Here is a 17,846-nt window from a genome sequence, read left to right as displayed (position 1 = left end):
TCACATTTATATGTAGCAAGTTTATTATCTTAAGCTACAATTATATTATAATTAGGATTACTTCAGTTTTCCACATAAAATTTAAAATATATTAAAAATTAATCTAAATTTATAATTAGGTAGTTATATTCATATCTTTATTTAACTTTAAACTACCAACTTTATAAAAAACATAACTTACTAGTGGTATAAAATACAAGTAACTTGCATAGAGTTCTGAGCTCACGCTTACATTAAGAGTAGTAAGAGGAACTAGTAATGCTATATTCCAAGGTATAAAGGCTGAAATAACTATAGCTGTGTTTTCTAAATCTATAGCTAAATCATACTTACTTATGGAATTTTTCTCATAAGCATCCCTTACTAACATATGGGTTAATATAACCGACAAGGTCTGACTACACCCAAAAGCTGCAGTTATTGTGCTTGTAACAACAGTTGCCAAAAACAGCTGATGCCTATTTTGGGCCTTATTAATTAAATTCTCTACAGACTTTAACATTTCAGTTCCCTCAAAGATTCCGGTAAAAGATGAGGATATGAATACAGCTATAGATGCTTTTAACATAGATATTACCCCTCCACCTTTCATTATAGTTCTAAGAGGGCTATCATTTTCCATAACGTATCCTAAAAATACATATTTAAGAGAACTAACAAAACTGTTATGCTGCACTATCATACTTATAAATATTGCCGCAATTATACTTATAAGCATGGATGCCTTGACATTAACCCTACAAAGTGAGAGTAGTAAAATTAAAAATGCTGGTAATAGTACTATAATTCCAACATTAAAAACCTTTACAATTTCATCTGCTATAGTGGAACCAATTGTATTTAGAGGATATTTGTAGGAATAAAATGTATAAAATATTACGGCTAATGCAAATGGGACTATGGCTGTTTTAAACATGTTTTTTATATTTGTATAAAGCTCTGTTTCTGTTAAAGTAGCAACTAAACTAGCGCTAGAGGACATAGGGGAACATCTATCCCCAAAATATATTCCAGAAATAATTGCACCTGCTGTAATTACTTCATTTACTCCTCCTCCTCTTGCGACTACAATTAGAGCCAAACCTGCAGTGCTAACAGTTCCAAGAGATGTACCTATAAGAAAGGATACAAATGAACTTATTAAAAATGCAAATAATATGAAAAGTTGTGGCTTTAAAAACTTCATGCCATAGAAAACAAGTGATGGTACAGTACCACTGGCCATCCAAATTCCTGTTATCCCACCTATAATTAAAAATATCTTTACTACCACGAGAGATTTTTTTCCACCCTTATACGCCATTTTTAATACATCTTTTATAGGAAATCCTTTTCTTGTTGCAGTGTATATAAATAACATAAGACTTAGTATAAGAGGATACCCTATATATACCCCTTTAAGTACACTACCTATAAGAATCACAAAACAAATTATAAAGGTTACTATAATGTCCACCCATCTTTTCTCCTTTTATATTTATTTTATTGTTACTTTTTGTGTTTTTTTAGTTCTACCAAATACTTGTTATGTACATCCTTAAGGGCTACAATAAGAGCCTTTTGTGAAGTTCCAAAAAATCTTTCTTGTATTTCACAAATAATTTTTTGAATGTCATCTACTATGTTGTGTTCAATTATAATGGATTTTATAAACTCTACAGTAATGGGACTTATAGCATTACATGCTATATCAACTATCTGTGATGTGTCCTTATTTATTATTACTCCTAGGAAAAAAATGTTATACTGCACTGTGATTGGATCACTGCTATTAGAATGTGCAATTCCCGTGATGTATATTGTGTTCTTTTCATATTTCATCATCTTTCCTCCTCTTAGATATTACGGAAAATCTTATATTAAAATTATACAATAATTTATTACGGAATTGTTAAAAAATTAAATATTTTACACAAAAATTCAGACTGTTATTTAAAATAACAGTCTGAATTTAAAATTAAACTAAAGCTAGCTCTTTTTCATATTTAATTATTTCTTCAGGCATTTTCATATTTAACATATTCATTATTACATTATATGGCTCTGATACTCCTGTAGTATATACTTTAAAGCTTCCATCCCCTTCTTCTTTTAAAAGAGAATTTTCCTTTAAGTAATTTATAACAGCTACAGCTTGCTCATATGCAGGATTTATAAAATTTATTTCTGGATAGCATTCTTCAAATATATCCTTTATTATAGGATAATGAGTACAACCAAGTATTACATGTTTAATATCTCCACCAACCTTTAACACATCTTCCATATGAATTCTTATAGCTCTTTTAGCCTCTTCCCTATCTATCTTTCCACTATCAACCATAGCAGCAAGCTCTGGTGAACCTTTTCCATATACCTTTATATCTCCTAGCATTCTATCATAATATCCACTTTTTACAGTAAAATTGGTAGCTATTAATCCCACTTTATCTACACTTAAACTATTTTTAATGTAATCTACCACTGGATCTATAACCTTTATTATTTTCACATCATAATCTGCTGCTATTTTATCTATGATAGTTGATATTGTATTGCATGCTACGGCTATCACCTTAGCTCCTTCACTAATTAAAAATTCTATAGCTCCTCTGGTAAGGTGTATTATTTCTTCTTCTGTTTTATTTCCATAAGGTACATTTTTATTATCTCCAAAGTATATTAGGTTTTCTGTTGATATTAGTTTTTGAAGTTCCTTTACTGTAGTAAGTCCACCTACTCCTGAATCCATTACTCCAATAGGGTTATTTTTTGTTAACATATAACCATCCTCCTCAAAAAATATAAGCCGGTTCTCTTAATATTTAAGAAAACCGGCTTCATCATACTTATGTATACAAATTTTTTAATATTCGTCTGCATACCGCTATAATGAACAGTAATTATTTAATTCGTTTTATGAGAATATTATAACAATAGAAAAACAGCTTGTCAACCAAAAGCTTATTTTTTTATTTTCAGAAAAATATCTCTCATATGTACGTTTTTAAAAATTTCTTAAATATATAAAATAAAGAACTATAAATAGAGTTATAATATAACTACTATAATTTTAAAAGAGGTGCTATACATGAAAATTACTTGGCTAGGTCATTCTTCATTTTTAATTGAAGATTCTAAAGGCAGGAAGATTCTTACCGACCCCTTTGATGAAAGTGTAGGATATAAAACTTTCAATGGAGATGTAGATGTTGTAACAATAAGTCATCATCATTTTGATCATGATTTCACGAAAAACCTAGACTCATCAAAAGTTCATATACTAGACAAGGTTGGAGCATTTAACCTATGCGATATTCCCATTATAGGGTTTCCATCTTTTCACGATGAAACAAAGGGTACTAAGCGCGGAGAAAACACTATATATGTAATTACTGTAGATGGTTATAAAATATGCCATTTGGGGGATTTAGGGCACACTCTAAGTAAAGATGAAATTATTTCCCTGGGAAATGTCGATATCCTGCTGATACCTGTAGGAGGAAATTACACCATTGACGCTAAAACAGCTTATGAACTTACAAAATCCTTAAAAAGTCGTATAATTATACCCATGCATTACAAAACTCCTGCACTTTCTTTCCCACTAGATGGCGTGGAGAACTTTTTAACATTTATGAAAAATGTAAAAAAGTCAAATGACAACTTTATAAATATAACTGGAGACATTTCTGACATGACCAATGAAGTCTTCATATTAAATTACAAATAAAAGGGGCTGTCCCATTAAGAAATTAAACCTCAATATATTGTTTTAGAATCTAAAAATCTAATACAATATATTGTAGCTTTTATTCTTTGTGCGACAGCCCCCTTTTTTAATTATGTTCTACATGCTCTAAAGAAGCATTTAGTATATGCTCTATATGTTCATCATCAAGAGAATAATAAACAACCTTACCTTCTTTTCTAAACTTAACAAGCCTTGCAGCCTTTAATGTTCTAAGTTGATGAGATATAGATGATTGACTCATATCTAAGAGCTCTGCTATATCACAAACGCATAATTCCTTTTTTAAAAGAGCATATATGATTTTTATTCTAGTATAATCCCCTAAAACCTTGAATAACTCCGCAAGTCCCATAAATGTATTATTATCAAGCATATCCTTTTTTACACATTGCACACAATCGCTATGTATTTCACAGCATCCACAAACTTCTATATCTCTTGTGTCTTTCATTTTTTCACCCCTACAAATGAAATTCGTTAATATGTATTATATATGTTTTATATTAATACTTCAAGGAATGAATAATATAACTTCACTTTTTTCAAGTGATTTTTTAACATCTATTATTCGCTGATTTGAAGATCCCTTATACTTTAATTTTCTGTCCTTCTTGCCTTCTTCAAACCTTCCATCTACCAATATATCTATTTGATTTAGCAATTCCATCCACTGTTTATTATTAGATGTATCATTTGTAATCTCTTCAAAGGTAAATCCAGTGTAACACCAAATGTTTAAGTCAAGTTTTCTTATTTCACTAGCCAATCTTGATAAAACCTGTGCTTGCTCAAAGGGTTCTCCGCCAGAAAAAGTAACTCCTTTAACCACTGGAATATTATCTTTAATTCTTTGAAGAACTTCCTCTATTAAAACTTTATCTCCATAGTCATAATCCTGCATAGCTTCATTATGACAACCCTTGCATTTATGGTTGCATCCTGAAACATATACCACTGACCTCAACCCTTCTCCATTTGTAAGTGAATTATCTAAAAAACCTGCTATTTGCAAATAGTTCATTATAAATTACCCTTATTGTAAAATGAAATATGATTAGTATGAGATAACCTGTCATTTCTTTCAGCTACTTTTCCTGCTCCAAATCTTTCATCTAGACTTAAATATCCTGTAACTCTAGAAATCCCTTGAATATTTTCACTACCACATTTAGGGCAATTATCTTCTTCATTATTTAAATAAGTTCCGCATTCCTTACAATATTTAATATGAAAGTTTATCCCTAAATAATTTATATTAGTATAACTATAAGCATAGCTTAAAATATCCATTATTACATCTTCTGTTGGATAATCATCTAACTCTATATATGTTATATGCCCACCATTGCATATTGCATGATAAGGCGCTTCTATATCTATTTTATCCTTTATAGATATTGGAAATCCAACTGGTATATGATAACTGTTTGTATAGTACTTTTTATCTGTAACTCCCTTTATTTCTCCAAATATCTTTTTATCCTGTAATATAAATTTGCCACTTAAACCCTCTGCTGGAGTTGCATAAGCACTCCAATTCAATTTTGTCTCTTCTGTAGCTTTGTCTGTGAAGTTTCTTATATATGATATTATCTTTATTCCTAGCTCCCTTGCATGCTCACTTTCACCATGATGATGTGAAGTTAAGGCAATTAATGTTTCTGCAAGTCCTATAAACCCTATTCCCCAAGTACCTTGCTTTAATATTGGTTCTATAGAATCATCAGGAAGCAATCCTTCTGAGCCCTTCATAAGTCCCTGCCCTGCTACAAATGGAAGATCCTTGACCTTTAATCTCTTAAGTATCTCATATCTATGGATTAATGATTCTTTAGCTAATTCTAATCTACCTTGTAAAAGTTCAAAGAACTTATCTAAATCACCTTTTGCAAGTATCCCTACCCTAGGTAAATTTATAGTTGTGGGTGCAATGTTCCCTCTTCCCTTTACCTCTGCTTCTCCATTTATATTTGATTGAACTCGAGTTCTACATCCCATAGTTGCTGGAATATATCCTTGATTATAGTATTCAAGATTAAAGTCTGCATCTATATTCATAAAAGTTGGATTCATTCTTTTACTTGCTACTTTACATGCAAGTTTAAATAGATAATAGTATGGATCTTCCTTCTTTTTATTTACTCCATCCTTTACCCTAAATATTATATTTGGAAATACTGGTTGTTCTCCATTACCTAATCCCTTTTCATACTCCAAAAGGAATATTTCGCATACTAATGCTGCATCATCATTTTCTGGTATTCCTATATTAATTGAACTAAATGGAACCTGGGATCCCGCACGAGAATGCATAGTGTTTAGGTTGTACACTATACCCTGCATAGCCTGCTCTATGGTTTTTCTAAGCTTCTTATGTACTATAGAATCAATCTTATCTTCATCTATACCATATTCCCTTAATTCTCTGGTGATCTCCTGTCTAGTATAATCTACAAATACTCCCATATCATTGTCAAAATTAGGATGGGATTGCCCACCGAACATATCATTTTGTGTGGATTGTAATAATATACATGAAAGCTCTGCTGCTGACTCTATTCTTCTAGGAGGTCTTATAGTTCCATATCCTGTATTAAACCCTCTCTCTAAAACTTCTCTAGTAGGTATATGTAAACAATTTGTTGTCAAATTGTAACTATCAAGATCATGATAATATACATCTCCATTCTCATGTGCTTTAGCTAAATGCTTAGGCATACTTGCAAGATTATGCCACTTATTTGACTCACTAGCTATTCTTAAAAGCTTAGATGAGAAGTTATTTCCTACATTGGCATTATCTCTATCGGTTTCCACTCCAATTTTTTCTATGGCCTTCATTAAATCTGACTTTATTTCACGTATATTTGTTCTTTCTCTTCTATAATTTGAATATACAAAACCTATTTCTTTATATTCACTTCCAACTAAAACTTTTTCTACTATATTTTGTATTTCTTCTACAGTAACTTCTTGAACTTCTCTTTGCTCCAAACTAGAAATTATCTTTTGAGTTAAATCTATAAACTCACTTTCTCTTATTTTATATCCAGTTTCCTCTGCCGCTCTCTTTATGGCACTTGTAATTTTCATAGAATTAAAAGAGACCTTTCTTCCGTCCCTTTTTACAACATGTAGCATACACATAATCCTCCCCTACTATATATTGCGTAAACACTAACCCATTATACTATGCAAAATGTTTTTATACCAGCTTATAAAACCAGTTTATAAAAAGCTATCTCCATGTTTAACCCCTTCTCCTTATATTTTTTACTGTTATTCTAATAATAAGTTTATTATTTTTTAAAAGAGAGTTATTTGCAGTAAAATCACTTAAAAGTGAATAATTAACATTAAATACGCCTAAATATAAGGTTTATAAGTTTGATTATAAAATCCATAAAATGTAAAATTATTCTAAAATGAATTTATTTTATGATGGGGGCGGTATTATGAAAAAGCTTATATCTTTTATTTCAATAATTCTTGTACTTTTATTATCAAGTTGTACTCAAAGCACTAAAAATATCGAAGATAAACCAAAAGATAACATGGTTGAAAAGGCAGAAAAATATATATCGCCTTATACTGGAGAACAAGTCTCTAAAGATACCTTAAATAATATCCCCTTTATGGTTATTGTAGAAAATTCTAAGGATGCTCGCCCACAATCTGGCCTTGTAGATGCTGATATAGTATACGAAACCATGGCCGAAGGAGGAATTCCAAGATTCATTGCCTTATTTCACAAAAATAGTCCTGAAAAAATTGGTCCAGTTCGAAGTGCCCGACCTTACTTTTTAGATTTATCTAAACTTCATAAATTACCTTTTGGACATTGTGGATATAGCGAAGAAGCTAAAACTCAAATTGATACTGAAAATTTGCCAAGCTTAAATGAATTTATATACGAAAAGTATTATTGGCGAGATAAGTATAGAAAGTATGAACATAGCTTATATACATCCGCAGAAAATATGAGAAATTTAATTTCAGAAAAAAATCTTATAGCTAAGCCTACATCAACTTATAATTTTGATAAATCCTATTGGGAAAATTCAAATCTTCATAGCTCTAATTCAGTTACTATAAAGGTAAATAAATATTACAATACTTCTTATACACTTAAAGATAGCTTATATATTAAATATATGGATGGTTCCCCTTCTGTAAATAGAGATAATAATATTCCTATACAAGCAAAGAATATTGTTATTCAACTTACAGACATAACACTTCAAAGTGATAATTTACATGTTGATATACGACTAATTGGCGAAGGGGATTGCGTAGTTATAAGCAATGGTAAAGTAGTTAATGGAAAGTGGAAACAATCTAACTTAGATTCTAGTACAGAGCTTGTAGATAATCTCGGAAATCCTATTCCTTTAAATATAGGAAACACTTGGTGGCACATACTAGATAAAAAAGTAAACATTGAAATAAAATAATTTACTTAATTATAGGCAATACTAATTAAAAAGGAGGTATTGCCCATGAAAGGTAGGATAATAGATTTAATAGGCTCAGATGCCCTAGTTGCTTTAGAAGATGGTACTACTATGGAAATTAACAGACTTACGTTATCTGAGCATATAAAGCTCGGAGATATGGTAAATGTAGATCCTAGTCCCCTTCATCCTGGAAATGATAAACTTGTAGACTTCTTTTAATAAGTACAACGTTCTTGAAAATACATATATAATACTATATAATAAGTTATATAAAATTAATAAACCGTGCTAGAGGTGCCGAACTCGGCTGAGAAATGATTTAGTCATTAACTCTTATCACCTGATCTGGATAATACCAGCGTAGGGAAGCAGTCTCGACTCGCTTTATAAGGTATTCCAGTGCTGGAATACTTTTATTTTTTATATCCTTTAGCACAAAGGAGGCTATTATGAAAACTTTACAAAGTGGAATCTTAGAATTATCTAAGTATCCTCTAACCTTATTAACCCTTGCAGGAGTAATTTTAATAATACTGGTATTTATAAGACTTAAGAAGATTACCTTAACCGTAAGAATAATTTCTCAATTAAGTATTGGTCTTGCATTATCTGTAATCCTTAATTTATTTAAGATCGCAGAATTACCTAGCGGAGGAGCTATTACATTAGGTGGAATGGTACCTATTATTCTTCTTTCATTATTTTATGGACCTGAAATAGGATTTCTTACTGGTTTCATGTATGGTATATTAAGCTTAATTTTAGGACCTTATATACTCCATCCTGTACAGGTATTATTTGATTATCCTTTACCATTTATGGCACTAGGCCTTGCAGGCTTTTTTAAAGACAAAAAGTTAATTGCTACAGTTATAGCTGTATTAGGAAGATTTACATTCCACTTTATTTCAGGTGTAGTATTTTGGGGAAGTAATGCTCCAGAGGGAATGTCACCTTATTTATACTCCCTTATATACAATGCTTCCTATTTAGGAATAGATGGCTTAATTTGTATTGTAATACTTACACTAATTCCTGTTAATCAAATATATTCTATTTTAAATAAAAATTCAATTCATAGTCATTAAATCAAAAGCATGTAATGAAAAATCATTACATGCTTTTATTATTTTTATTATTCTACTTTTATGGCATTAGTTGGACAACTTCCTTCTGCTTCTTTTGCAGCATCTTCTGATCCTGATGGAACTTCATCTACTACAACTGTTGCTTTTCCAGTACTGTCATCCATTTGAAATACATCTCCGGCTATTGCTGGACATAGTCCACATGATATACAAAGATCCTTATCAACATATGCTTGCATAATACAATTCCTCCTTTTACTTTGAACTATATATATTTTACCCCACTCGTCATTCTTTATTACTATTTTATTAAATTTTAAAATTTAAATTTTAGTATTTAGTTACTTGCTTAGCTTTATAAAATTATCTAATAATTTATCATAATCCCCATTTAATAACACAAATCTTTCCGCTTGACCGCTCTCTAAGCTTTCAGCTAAGTCTAAATTTATAGGCATCTCTGCCATTAAAGGCACTCCTAAGTATTTAGCTTGCTCTTCAGCAGATTTTTTGCTAAATACTCTAATCTTTTCACTACACTTATTACATTGTACATAAGACATATTTTCTACTACACCAAATACCTTTACATCCATTTTTTCTGCCATTATTACAACCTTTTTAACTATCATTGATACCATATCTTGAGGTGTGGATACAACTACCATTCCTTCTACAGGCATGCTTTGCATTATAGTTAATGCTATATCTCCTGTTCCTGGAGGCATATCAATTAAAAGATAATCTAAGTCTCCCCAAACTGTGTCTGAATACATTTGCTTCAATACACCAGTTATTACAGGTCCTCTCCATATAACCGGCTGCTCTTCTTCCTCTGTTAAAAGATTTAAGGATATTACCTTTATACCCAAAGATGTTTGAACAGGTATAAACTTTACTTCTTCACTATTTTCTACTTGATGTATTTCTGCTCGTTCTTCGTTTATCCCAAAAAATCTTGGCATAGAAGGCCCTGTTATATCTCCATCAAGTACCCCAACTTTAAATCCAGCCTTCTGCAGTTGTACTGCTAAAATACCAGTTACAGTTGATTTCCCAACTCCACCTTTTCCACTTATTACTCCTATAATATGTTTTATATTTCCGTGCTTTGGCACATCCTTAGAACATGTAGATGAATTACTATTACAGCTTCCTTTGCTAGGACAACTATTGCAATCACTCATTTCTATTCCTCCTTAATATGTATTGTAAAACTTTATTTATTATAGCACTAAAAAAATGTTATAAAAACCCTTATAAAAATTATATTAATATCTAAAAGTTACTAGGTTTGTCTTTAGTTGCATTCAAATGCCAACTTCTATTTTCATAGTTTGCAACTACATAATACTGTTCTGTATTTTTTTCTTGCCTATTATAAAATGTAATTATACTCTTATACATTAACCTATTATATCCCTGGGTTTTAACTGTCATTAGCACATCATATTCTGTAGGATTAGCTTTTACTAGTTCTCCATTTATATTTTTATCATTTAACTTATTTTTAAAGTCTTCTAAATCTGTAGATAAAATAAATTTTGCAATTTCTCTATCCTCATCTAAGTTCACTCCTACTTTTTTTGTTGTTTTTGTATCCTTTATATAGCTATTTAGAGTTTCTATAAGTGAACCGTAATATATATCTGTAAAGTCTTTGGGAATCCTTATGTTCCAAAAACTTTTTATAATATCATTATCTATTCTCTTTGATACAATATAAGTCTTATCTTCACTATAAAGATTACCGCCACTTTTTTTATCTAACCCTGCAACATAATTAAACTTATGTACTTTATCATGCGCCTCATGCATTTCAAATATGTAATCTGGCTGAAGGGTAGATTTTTCATCAACTTCCTTTGCAGAAGATAGCATATCATATAATTCTTTTATTACATTCTTATCTGTTACTATAAATCTATATCCTTGATCTCTGGTATTTTGTATTACAATCTTTTGCACCTTATTTTGCTTTATATATTCAAAATTTGTATTTTTTAATCCTAATTTTACCTTCATATTTTCTAATGTATTACATCCTGAAAAAAGAGTACTTACTAAGACAAGTGTAATAATCATAGATTTAAACCTGAAAAACTTTTTTAACTTTATCAATTTCTTAACCTCCTAGGTTAATTATTAAAATTTGCTTTAGACTTTCTTACATTAAATATAAACACACCAATGATTAGTGTAAAGACACTTATAAATTGAGATGTAGATAATATTGAAATTTCACCTCTTGAATCTCCTCTAAATACTTCTACTATTATTCTTCCTATACTATAAATTATTATATATAATGCAAACGTACTTCCCTTTTTATTATTTCTTTTATCATACAAAACTAAAAATATCGCTAATAAAAAATCAAATATAGATGAATAAATTTGTGTAGGGTGAAGATGTACTGCTGAAGGTGCAAAGGGTGAATTGTTAAATACAATCCCTATAGGAAGCTTTGTAGGTTTTCCATAACAACACCCTGCAAGCAAGCATCCTATTCTTCCAAAACCTTGTGCTAAAGGTATTGAAGGTATTATTAAATCAAAAGTATCTAACACATCCCACTTCTTTCTTCTGCAATAAAAAAATATTGATATAGCTCCCCCAATTATAGACCCATATATGACAAATCCGCTTCCAATATTCCTTAATATAAAAGGGTTTTCTATTACATTTCTTATCTCAGTTATTATGTATAAAAACTTGCCTCCAAATATCCCCGAAAGTATAGCTATTAAAGACATATTATAAATATAATCTTCCTTATAATTACTATTCCTTTTTACTCTTGAATTTAAAAGTGCCAATGCAGCTAATATGCCTATTGCTATCATTGTGCCATATCCATAAATTGGCCTTCCAAATAACATAAACAATACTGGCCTCACTTCCTATCACCTCCATTATCCATTATTATAGCATATAAATATATTTATAAAAAATAAGCTGGTCTATAAAATAATAGACCAGCTTTAACTTATTTTTAATGTTTCCACTATAGCTTTGAATATAGTGGGCATATTTTCCTTGAAATTATCTTCCCTTGTGAAAAAAGAAAATCTTATAAACTTGTTACTATCTGGTATAAAATATTCAAATGCCTTATACTTTATATTTTGTGAATTTATTAAAGAATACTCAATATAATAGGCATCCTTATCATTAATCTTTACATTAGATAACTTATATCCTTCTATAATATTTTGTTTAAATGATATATCTTTACTTCTTTCTATAAAAGTTTTTAAGTCTTGATTTAAGTTCCACACTTCTACAAAACCATATACCTTAAAATCCTTAGCTTGAAAATCGTTATGGTATATTATTTCTTCTCCACCAAAATCTCTTTTTTCTGAAATCCAATCATAAGGAAGTTTATAGGTTACCTTGCCATTTAAAGCAGAGTATTCCTTTAAAGAATGTATATTACTTTGCATAAGGGAGGTTAGTTTTATACTATCTTTAAATATACTTTGAATACCAAACATAGTTATCATAAGCCCTACTATAATTATGGTGACACCTAGTCTCTTTTTATTTACAATTATAAGTCTCATACCTTCAAACCTTAAAAGGTTATCGCTCACCTCCACATACTTTATCAATAATAAAATATATGTGAAGAAAGCTGTATTTATTAATTTTTATAAAAATATATTTAATATAAAGAGGTATGCAAATTTGCATACCTACTTTACAGGAATCAGAATAGTTGATTTTCTAAAATCGTAAAACATTAACCAATATCCCTCATCTTCTTTTCCTCTACCTGGAACCCAAGTAACAAATCCAGATTTACCTGCATAAGGCTGATCACATCTATCTCTTTTTCCTGGAATCGCATAAACTAAGCATTTTAACTTTCCATCCCTGTCGCATTTATATCCTAATAAGAAATATCCATGTTTTTTAATATAAGGATAATAATTCATCATGGGGTAGTATATAACCGCATACTTATTATAGTCTTTTAATCCACACATATTATTAATATCTTTTATAGGGATTCTATACCACTTACATCTTTTTATTTTAGATATATCTTTTACCTCATCATAGTCCTTAACTAAGTTCTTGAAAAACTCTCCTGTTCTTCCCTTTGGTAAATCATCCTTATCTCTAAATAATTCCTCATTAGGTTCAACTATAACTTCTATATTATCCATTGGATTATCTATTGGCTTTTCTTCTTCTTTCTCTACTCTAACATTTACATGATCATCTACATCTTGTAGTTCAGGTTCTTTGCTACTTTCTATAACTTCAGGTTCATCTTTTATACTTTCATCTGCCCTAACTTTTTCTTCATCTTTTATAACTTCTTCTGTAACCTTCAATTCTTCTGATAAATTTTCCTTAAGGTCCTCTTCTTTAACCGCTATGTTTTCTTCCCTTTTAGCCGTTTCAATATTTTCTTCATATTTATCAAATATATCTTTCTCTTCTGAAACTTCCTCATCCGCTCTTGTTTTTCCTTCCAGCAGCAAGAATTCTTTCCATTTTGGAATATCAGTGGTTAAAAATCCGCTAAGTACAGGCACTATGTTTTTATCAGGCAGTTTAACTATTGCTGCTCCTATAACATTTTCTACATTTAATCCTACATATGCTATATCTTCTATAGGATATTCATAGGAAACATCGGTTCTTCCATAACCATCTATGTTTAACTCTCCTACCTTAATTATTCTGCTTCCATTCTTCTTCCCTGAAACTAGTGCCATAAAGTAAGGTGTAGTTTCTTTCTTTAAATTTTGTACATAATAAGAAACCTTACATTTATTATTTTTCACTTCAAGTTTTACATAACCTGTAGGAGGTTTATCGGAAGCTATAGCAAAACCCTTTTCGTCTTCCTGAAGTATTATGAAGTACCTACTATAATTCTTTTTCTGTACCAATTAACGTACCCCCATATATTATATTCATTATAATATATGAGGTTCCATTCAAAAAGTGACCATTTAACATAAAACTTATAAATATTTTTTATTTATTTCTATGTATAGAGTTAGAAAGGTTAGCAAATTCATATATTGAGAGTGTCTCTCCTCTTCTTTTTGGATCCACATCACATTCCTGCAGTGCATTTTCTAATAAATCTTTGCTAAGCCCTAGGCTTTTCAAAGCATTCCAAAGTGTTTTTCTTCTCATATTAAATGAAGCTCTTATAATTTTAAAGAATAATTTCTCATCCTCTACCTTCACTCTTGGACTATCCAATTTACTAAGTTTTATTACTGATGAATCTACCTTAGGTCTTGGTATAAATGAAGCTGGTGATACCTTTCTAACGAGCTCAGTATCACAATAATATTGAACTAATAATGATAATGCTCCATATTCTTTGGTACTTGGATTTGCGTCAATTCTCTCTGCTACTTCCTTTTGGATCATTATTGTTAAAGATTTGAATTTATATCCTTCTGTAAGAAGCTTTACAATTATGGGTGTAGTTACATAGTATGGTAAGTTAGCCACAAGCTTTACAGACTTTTCTTCCCCAATTATTTCATCAAAATTTACCTTTAATGCATCCTTATTTATTAACTCAAAATTTTGAAACTCTCTTAGCTCTTCATTTAATATTGGTATTAAGTCTTTATCTAATTCTATTGCACAAACCTTTTTAGCTACTTGAAGTAGTTCCTTTGTAAGAGTACCGACTCCTGGGCCTATTTCTATTATAAAGTCCTCATTATTTACTTCTGCACCTGCTACTATGTCTCTTAAAACTTGATCATCTATTAAAAAATTTTGTCCTAAACTCTTTGAAAACTTAAAGTTATACTTATTTACTACTTGTTGTGTTGTATTATCCATTGTTATTCTCCCTTTCCATTTGCTTAATCGCCTCTATAAACTCTTCCTTTGTTATTCCATAATTGTTTAATCTGATAACAAATTGACTAGTATTACAATATCCTATTCTTAATATCTTGCCAAGCTTACCTCTTCTATCTTTAGCATTATTATTTCCAGTTAGCTTAAAGAAAATCAAATCTTGTAAGGTAAATTCCTCCCTCTTTTCCTTAACTTCACACTTAGCTGAATTTAATGCTTTTATTATAGCCTCTGGAGCTGCATTTTCTACTCCTATATCTCCATCCTTTGTTCCCTCATCTCTTGATATATAAGCATGCTTTACCCCTGGAACCTTTCTAGATATTAAGTTTCTTATCTTTTGGCCAGCATAATCTGGATCTGTAAGTACAATTACTCCTTGTCTTCTCTGAGCTTCCCTTATTCTATCTATAACCCTTTCATTTATACCAAATCCACCTACAGCAATCATTTCTGCATCCACTGCCTTTTTCACTGCAGTAATATCGTCTCTTCCTTCTACTACGATTACTTCTTTAATCATTTTTTCCTCCTAAAAGTATAAAAATAGGAGCCATAGGCTCCTTTAATTAATTATATGAACATTTACGTATCTAGCTCCCCAATTTCTAGCTTCACTAAGTGTATTAAAGAAAAGATCCACCTTATTTCCTTTAATTGCAAGTCCTGTATCTGCAGCAATTGCATAACCATAGCCTTCTATATATAACTTAGTACCTATTGGAATCACTCTTGGATCCACTGCTACAGTACTTGTTCCATCAGCATCTCTTACTGCAACCATACCAGATGCTGTAAGGGCTCTTCCATAATCTTTTTTAGGTGAGTATGCTGTAGATCTAACACTTATTATTCTTTTACCACCTTCACTACTTGATCCACGAGAAGCAGAATACTTAGTAGATACTGGTTGTACCTTAGGCTTTGTTCCCATAGCCACTACCTTTTGTACAGGCTTTTTAGTTACTGCTTCACTTATAACCTTTCTTGAAACCTCTTTCCCATTTTCGTAAGTAACCTTAGTAGTTACTAATTTTTCTCCAGCCTTTCCAGACTGAACTATCTTTTGCTTACCCTTATCCAAACCACCGTCATTTTTTGTAACTGTTGAGTAAGCTAAAGCCTTTGCTTCCTTAATGGTCTTAGTTTCAACTCTGATTATAGCAACTTTTAAGCCCTTTTCTAATGGCTGATCTTTTGATGGTACTACTTTGTCAGTTTCATTAACTTTTATCCCCTCTACCTTAAGCATAGATTCTATATCACTTTCTGCAGAGTTCATAGTTAATGTCTTTCCATCTACTTCGATCTGTACATCCATTGCTTTTTTAATATATATCTTATCTTGATTTTTTACTTTACTGTCAATCCCAATTGACGTCTTATCCTTTGGTCCTAGTATTATGTTATTAGATGTTAAAACATCATTTACAGTATGTCTAAAAGTAGTTACTTTATTTTCTTTTCCGTCAATATAAACATAAACTGTCTTTCTTGTATTAGTTATAAATATAGCTGCGCCTATTACTACTAGTAATACAAGAAATGCTGCCTTAGGACCATTGGAAAAATGATTTTTTAGATACCTTTTTACCTTTTCCATCACAAAAACCTCCTATTGGCAAAATGCACAAACATTTGATTATTATAATTTACTTGGCGCATTTTGTCAAATTTTCGTACTTTGACCATCTAAAATGTAGCATTGTACATAAATAACCTTATAAAAATTAATGATAGCGTTTTATTTAATATAGACAGTCCTCTCGATGGATGTAATGGTAAAATATGTTAATATAATTATATTATACATCTCTTTGAATTATTACCATTACTTCTAGGTATTAAAAGTTATCTAATCTTTGATATATACAAATTTTACACTATTATTATATTTTAAGCAACTTCCTCACATTCAAAATAAGCTGATTTCCAATTTCTTCCTCACTGATATCTCTTATTTCTGCTAGTTTTTCTATTATATATTTTATATAATCTGATCTGTTTCTTTCGCCTCTAAAAGGAGCAGGTGCCATATACGGACAATCTGTTTCAACTAATATTTTATCATCTGGAACCACCTTAGCTACATCTAAAATTTTCTTTGCATTTTTAAATGTTACCACTCCAGTAAACCCTATATAGTAACCTAAACTTAGGCATTCCTTTGCAAACTCCACGCTTCCTGAAAAGCAGTGCACTACCCCTATTACTTCCGGAAACATTTTCATTATCTCTAAGGTATCCTTATGGGCATCTCTATCATGTATTATTACAGGTAAACTTAATTCTCTAGCTACCTCCATTTGTTTTATAAAAGCTTGTTTTTGAACTTCCCTATCCGGGTTTTCCTCCCAATAATAATCTAAGCCTATCTCTCCAATAGCCCTAACCTTTTTAGACTTTGCTAACTCTCTTATCTTGCTTATAGTACTATCATTTATCTCATCTGCATGTTCTGGATGGATTCCTACAGCTGCATAGAAAAAATCATATTTTTCTGATAGCTCAACAGATTTTATAGCTCCTTCTAAGGATGCACCACAATTTAATACACCTATTACATTATTACTTCTAATTTCCTCTATTAGTTTTTCTCTATCTTTATCAAATGAATCGTCATCATAATGAGCATGAGAATCAAAAATATACATATACTATCTCCTTTTAAAATACTTATTTTAAAATTATACCACATTTTAATTTTTGTAT

Annotated in this window: 20 protein-coding genes and 1 riboswitch; of the genes, 4 read left to right on the top strand and 16 right to left on the bottom strand. The window is 30.5% G+C overall.

The window, feature by feature from the left end; all coding sequences use genetic code 11:
* Positions 1-115: 115 nt before the first annotated feature.
* From BSD9I1_RS00745 to murI, 3 genes are all read right to left on the bottom strand, one after another.
* Positions 116-1,456, bottom strand: coding sequence for a Na+/H+ antiporter NhaC family protein (locus BSD9I1_RS00745; protein ID WP_186428707.1), 1,341 nt, complete (start codon positions 1,454-1,456; stop codon positions 116-118).
* A 32-nt stretch (positions 1,457-1,488) separates the two neighbouring features.
* Positions 1,489-1,821 carry a DUF3870 domain-containing protein gene (locus tag BSD9I1_RS00740; RefSeq protein WP_035304641.1) on the bottom strand — a complete coding sequence of 111 codons (333 nt, stop codon included), beginning with the start codon at positions 1,819-1,821 and terminating at the stop codon, positions 1,489-1,491.
* A gap of 136 nt (positions 1,822-1,957) precedes the next feature.
* A complete protein-coding gene (gene murI, locus BSD9I1_RS00735) occupies positions 1,958-2,761 on the bottom strand; it encodes a glutamate racemase (protein ID WP_186428706.1) in 804 nt (267 codons plus the stop codon).
* Positions 2,762-3,070: 309 nt separating this feature from the next.
* On the opposite strand from murI, the gene BSD9I1_RS00730 reads away from it, so the two are divergent.
* Entirely contained in the window at positions 3,071-3,712 is a 642-nt protein-coding gene (locus BSD9I1_RS00730; protein WP_186428705.1) for an MBL fold metallo-hydrolase, read from the top strand.
* Between the two features lie 106 nt (positions 3,713-3,818).
* Here BSD9I1_RS00730 and BSD9I1_RS00725 read toward each other — a convergent pair whose 3' ends face one another.
* From BSD9I1_RS00725 to BSD9I1_RS00715, 3 genes are read right to left on the bottom strand one after another with little or no spacing between them, the layout of a single operon-like run.
* On the bottom strand, positions 3,819-4,184 hold the full coding sequence (locus BSD9I1_RS00725; RefSeq protein WP_035304634.1) for a metalloregulator ArsR/SmtB family transcription factor: 366 nt from the start codon (positions 4,182-4,184) through the stop codon (positions 3,819-3,821).
* A gap of 60 nt (positions 4,185-4,244) precedes the next feature.
* Entirely contained in the window at positions 4,245-4,754 is a 510-nt protein-coding gene (gene nrdG, locus BSD9I1_RS00720; protein ID WP_186428704.1) for an anaerobic ribonucleoside-triphosphate reductase activating protein, read from the bottom strand.
* Positions 4,754-6,874, bottom strand: a complete 2,121-nt coding sequence (locus BSD9I1_RS00715; RefSeq protein ID WP_186428703.1) for an anaerobic ribonucleoside triphosphate reductase — start codon at positions 6,872-6,874, stop codon at positions 4,754-4,756. Before BSD9I1_RS00715 ends, nrdG begins: the two co-directional genes overlap by 1 nt.
* 314 nt (positions 6,875-7,188) lie before the next feature.
* Here BSD9I1_RS00715 and BSD9I1_RS00710 point away from each other — a divergent pair, with 314 nt between their 5' ends.
* The 3 genes from BSD9I1_RS00710 to thiT all read left to right on the top strand — a co-directional run bounded on the left by BSD9I1_RS00710 (position 7,189) and on the right by thiT (position 9,278).
* Positions 7,189-8,187, top strand: coding sequence for a DUF3048 domain-containing protein (locus BSD9I1_RS00710; RefSeq protein ID WP_186428702.1), 999 nt, complete (start codon positions 7,189-7,191; stop codon positions 8,185-8,187).
* A gap of 45 nt (positions 8,188-8,232) precedes the next feature.
* Positions 8,233-8,409, top strand: a complete 177-nt coding sequence (locus BSD9I1_RS00705) for a hypothetical protein (RefSeq protein WP_186428701.1) — start codon at positions 8,233-8,235, stop codon at positions 8,407-8,409.
* A gap of 61 nt (positions 8,410-8,470) precedes the next feature.
* Positions 8,471-8,574, top strand: a riboswitch (TPP riboswitch).
* 65 nt (positions 8,575-8,639) lie between these two features.
* Entirely contained in the window at positions 8,640-9,278 is a 639-nt protein-coding gene (gene thiT, locus BSD9I1_RS00700; RefSeq protein WP_186428700.1) for an energy-coupled thiamine transporter ThiT, read from the top strand.
* A 47-nt stretch (positions 9,279-9,325) separates the two neighbouring features.
* Here thiT and BSD9I1_RS00695 read toward each other — a convergent pair whose 3' ends face one another.
* The 10 genes from BSD9I1_RS00695 to BSD9I1_RS00650 form a co-directional block, all read right to left on the bottom strand.
* On the bottom strand, positions 9,326-9,517 hold the full coding sequence (locus BSD9I1_RS00695) for a ferredoxin (protein ID WP_186428699.1): 192 nt from the start codon (positions 9,515-9,517) through the stop codon (positions 9,326-9,328).
* A gap of 102 nt (positions 9,518-9,619) precedes the next feature.
* Entirely contained in the window at positions 9,620-10,465 is an 846-nt protein-coding gene (locus BSD9I1_RS00690) for an Mrp/NBP35 family ATP-binding protein (RefSeq protein WP_186428698.1), read from the bottom strand.
* 91 nt (positions 10,466-10,556) lie between these two features.
* The gene (locus tag BSD9I1_RS00685; RefSeq protein ID WP_186428941.1) at positions 10,557-11,363 is read right to left on the bottom strand and encodes a hypothetical protein; all 807 of its coding nucleotides are present in this window, start codon (positions 11,361-11,363) and stop codon (positions 10,557-10,559) included.
* A 53-nt stretch (positions 11,364-11,416) separates the two neighbouring features.
* A complete protein-coding gene (locus tag BSD9I1_RS00680) occupies positions 11,417-12,178 on the bottom strand; it encodes a prolipoprotein diacylglyceryl transferase (protein WP_186428697.1) in 762 nt (253 codons plus the stop codon).
* Between the two features lie 84 nt (positions 12,179-12,262).
* The gene (locus BSD9I1_RS00675) at positions 12,263-12,847 is read right to left on the bottom strand and encodes a hypothetical protein (RefSeq protein ID WP_186428696.1); all 585 of its coding nucleotides are present in this window, start codon (positions 12,845-12,847) and stop codon (positions 12,263-12,265) included.
* 132 nt (positions 12,848-12,979) lie between these two features.
* Positions 12,980-14,191 carry a hypothetical protein gene (locus BSD9I1_RS00670; protein WP_186428695.1) on the bottom strand — a complete coding sequence of 404 codons (1,212 nt, stop codon included), beginning with the start codon at positions 14,189-14,191 and terminating at the stop codon, positions 12,980-12,982.
* Positions 14,192-14,279: 88 nt separating this feature from the next.
* Positions 14,280-15,113, bottom strand: a complete 834-nt coding sequence (gene rsmA / locus BSD9I1_RS00665; RefSeq protein WP_035304608.1) for a 16S rRNA (adenine(1518)-N(6)/adenine(1519)-N(6))-dimethyltransferase RsmA — start codon at positions 15,111-15,113, stop codon at positions 14,280-14,282.
* Entirely contained in the window at positions 15,106-15,657 is a 552-nt protein-coding gene (gene rnmV, locus BSD9I1_RS00660) for a ribonuclease M5 (protein WP_186428694.1), read from the bottom strand. Before rnmV ends, rsmA begins: the two co-directional genes overlap by 8 nt.
* 42 nt (positions 15,658-15,699) lie before the next feature.
* A complete protein-coding gene (locus tag BSD9I1_RS00655; protein ID WP_242966373.1) occupies positions 15,700-16,737 on the bottom strand; it encodes a G5 domain-containing protein in 1,038 nt (345 codons plus the stop codon).
* Between the two features lie 286 nt (positions 16,738-17,023).
* Entirely contained in the window at positions 17,024-17,788 is a 765-nt protein-coding gene (locus tag BSD9I1_RS00650) for a TatD family hydrolase (RefSeq protein ID WP_186428692.1), read from the bottom strand.
* Between the last annotated feature and the right edge of the window lie 58 nt (positions 17,789-17,846).

Source organism: Clostridium sp. BSD9I1 (assembly GCF_900185645.1).
GTDB lineage: Bacteria > Bacillota > Clostridia > Clostridiales > Clostridiaceae > Clostridium_AK.
The sequence above is the reverse complement of the archived record's forward strand: the minus strand, read 5'-3'. Positions and strand labels throughout refer to the sequence as shown.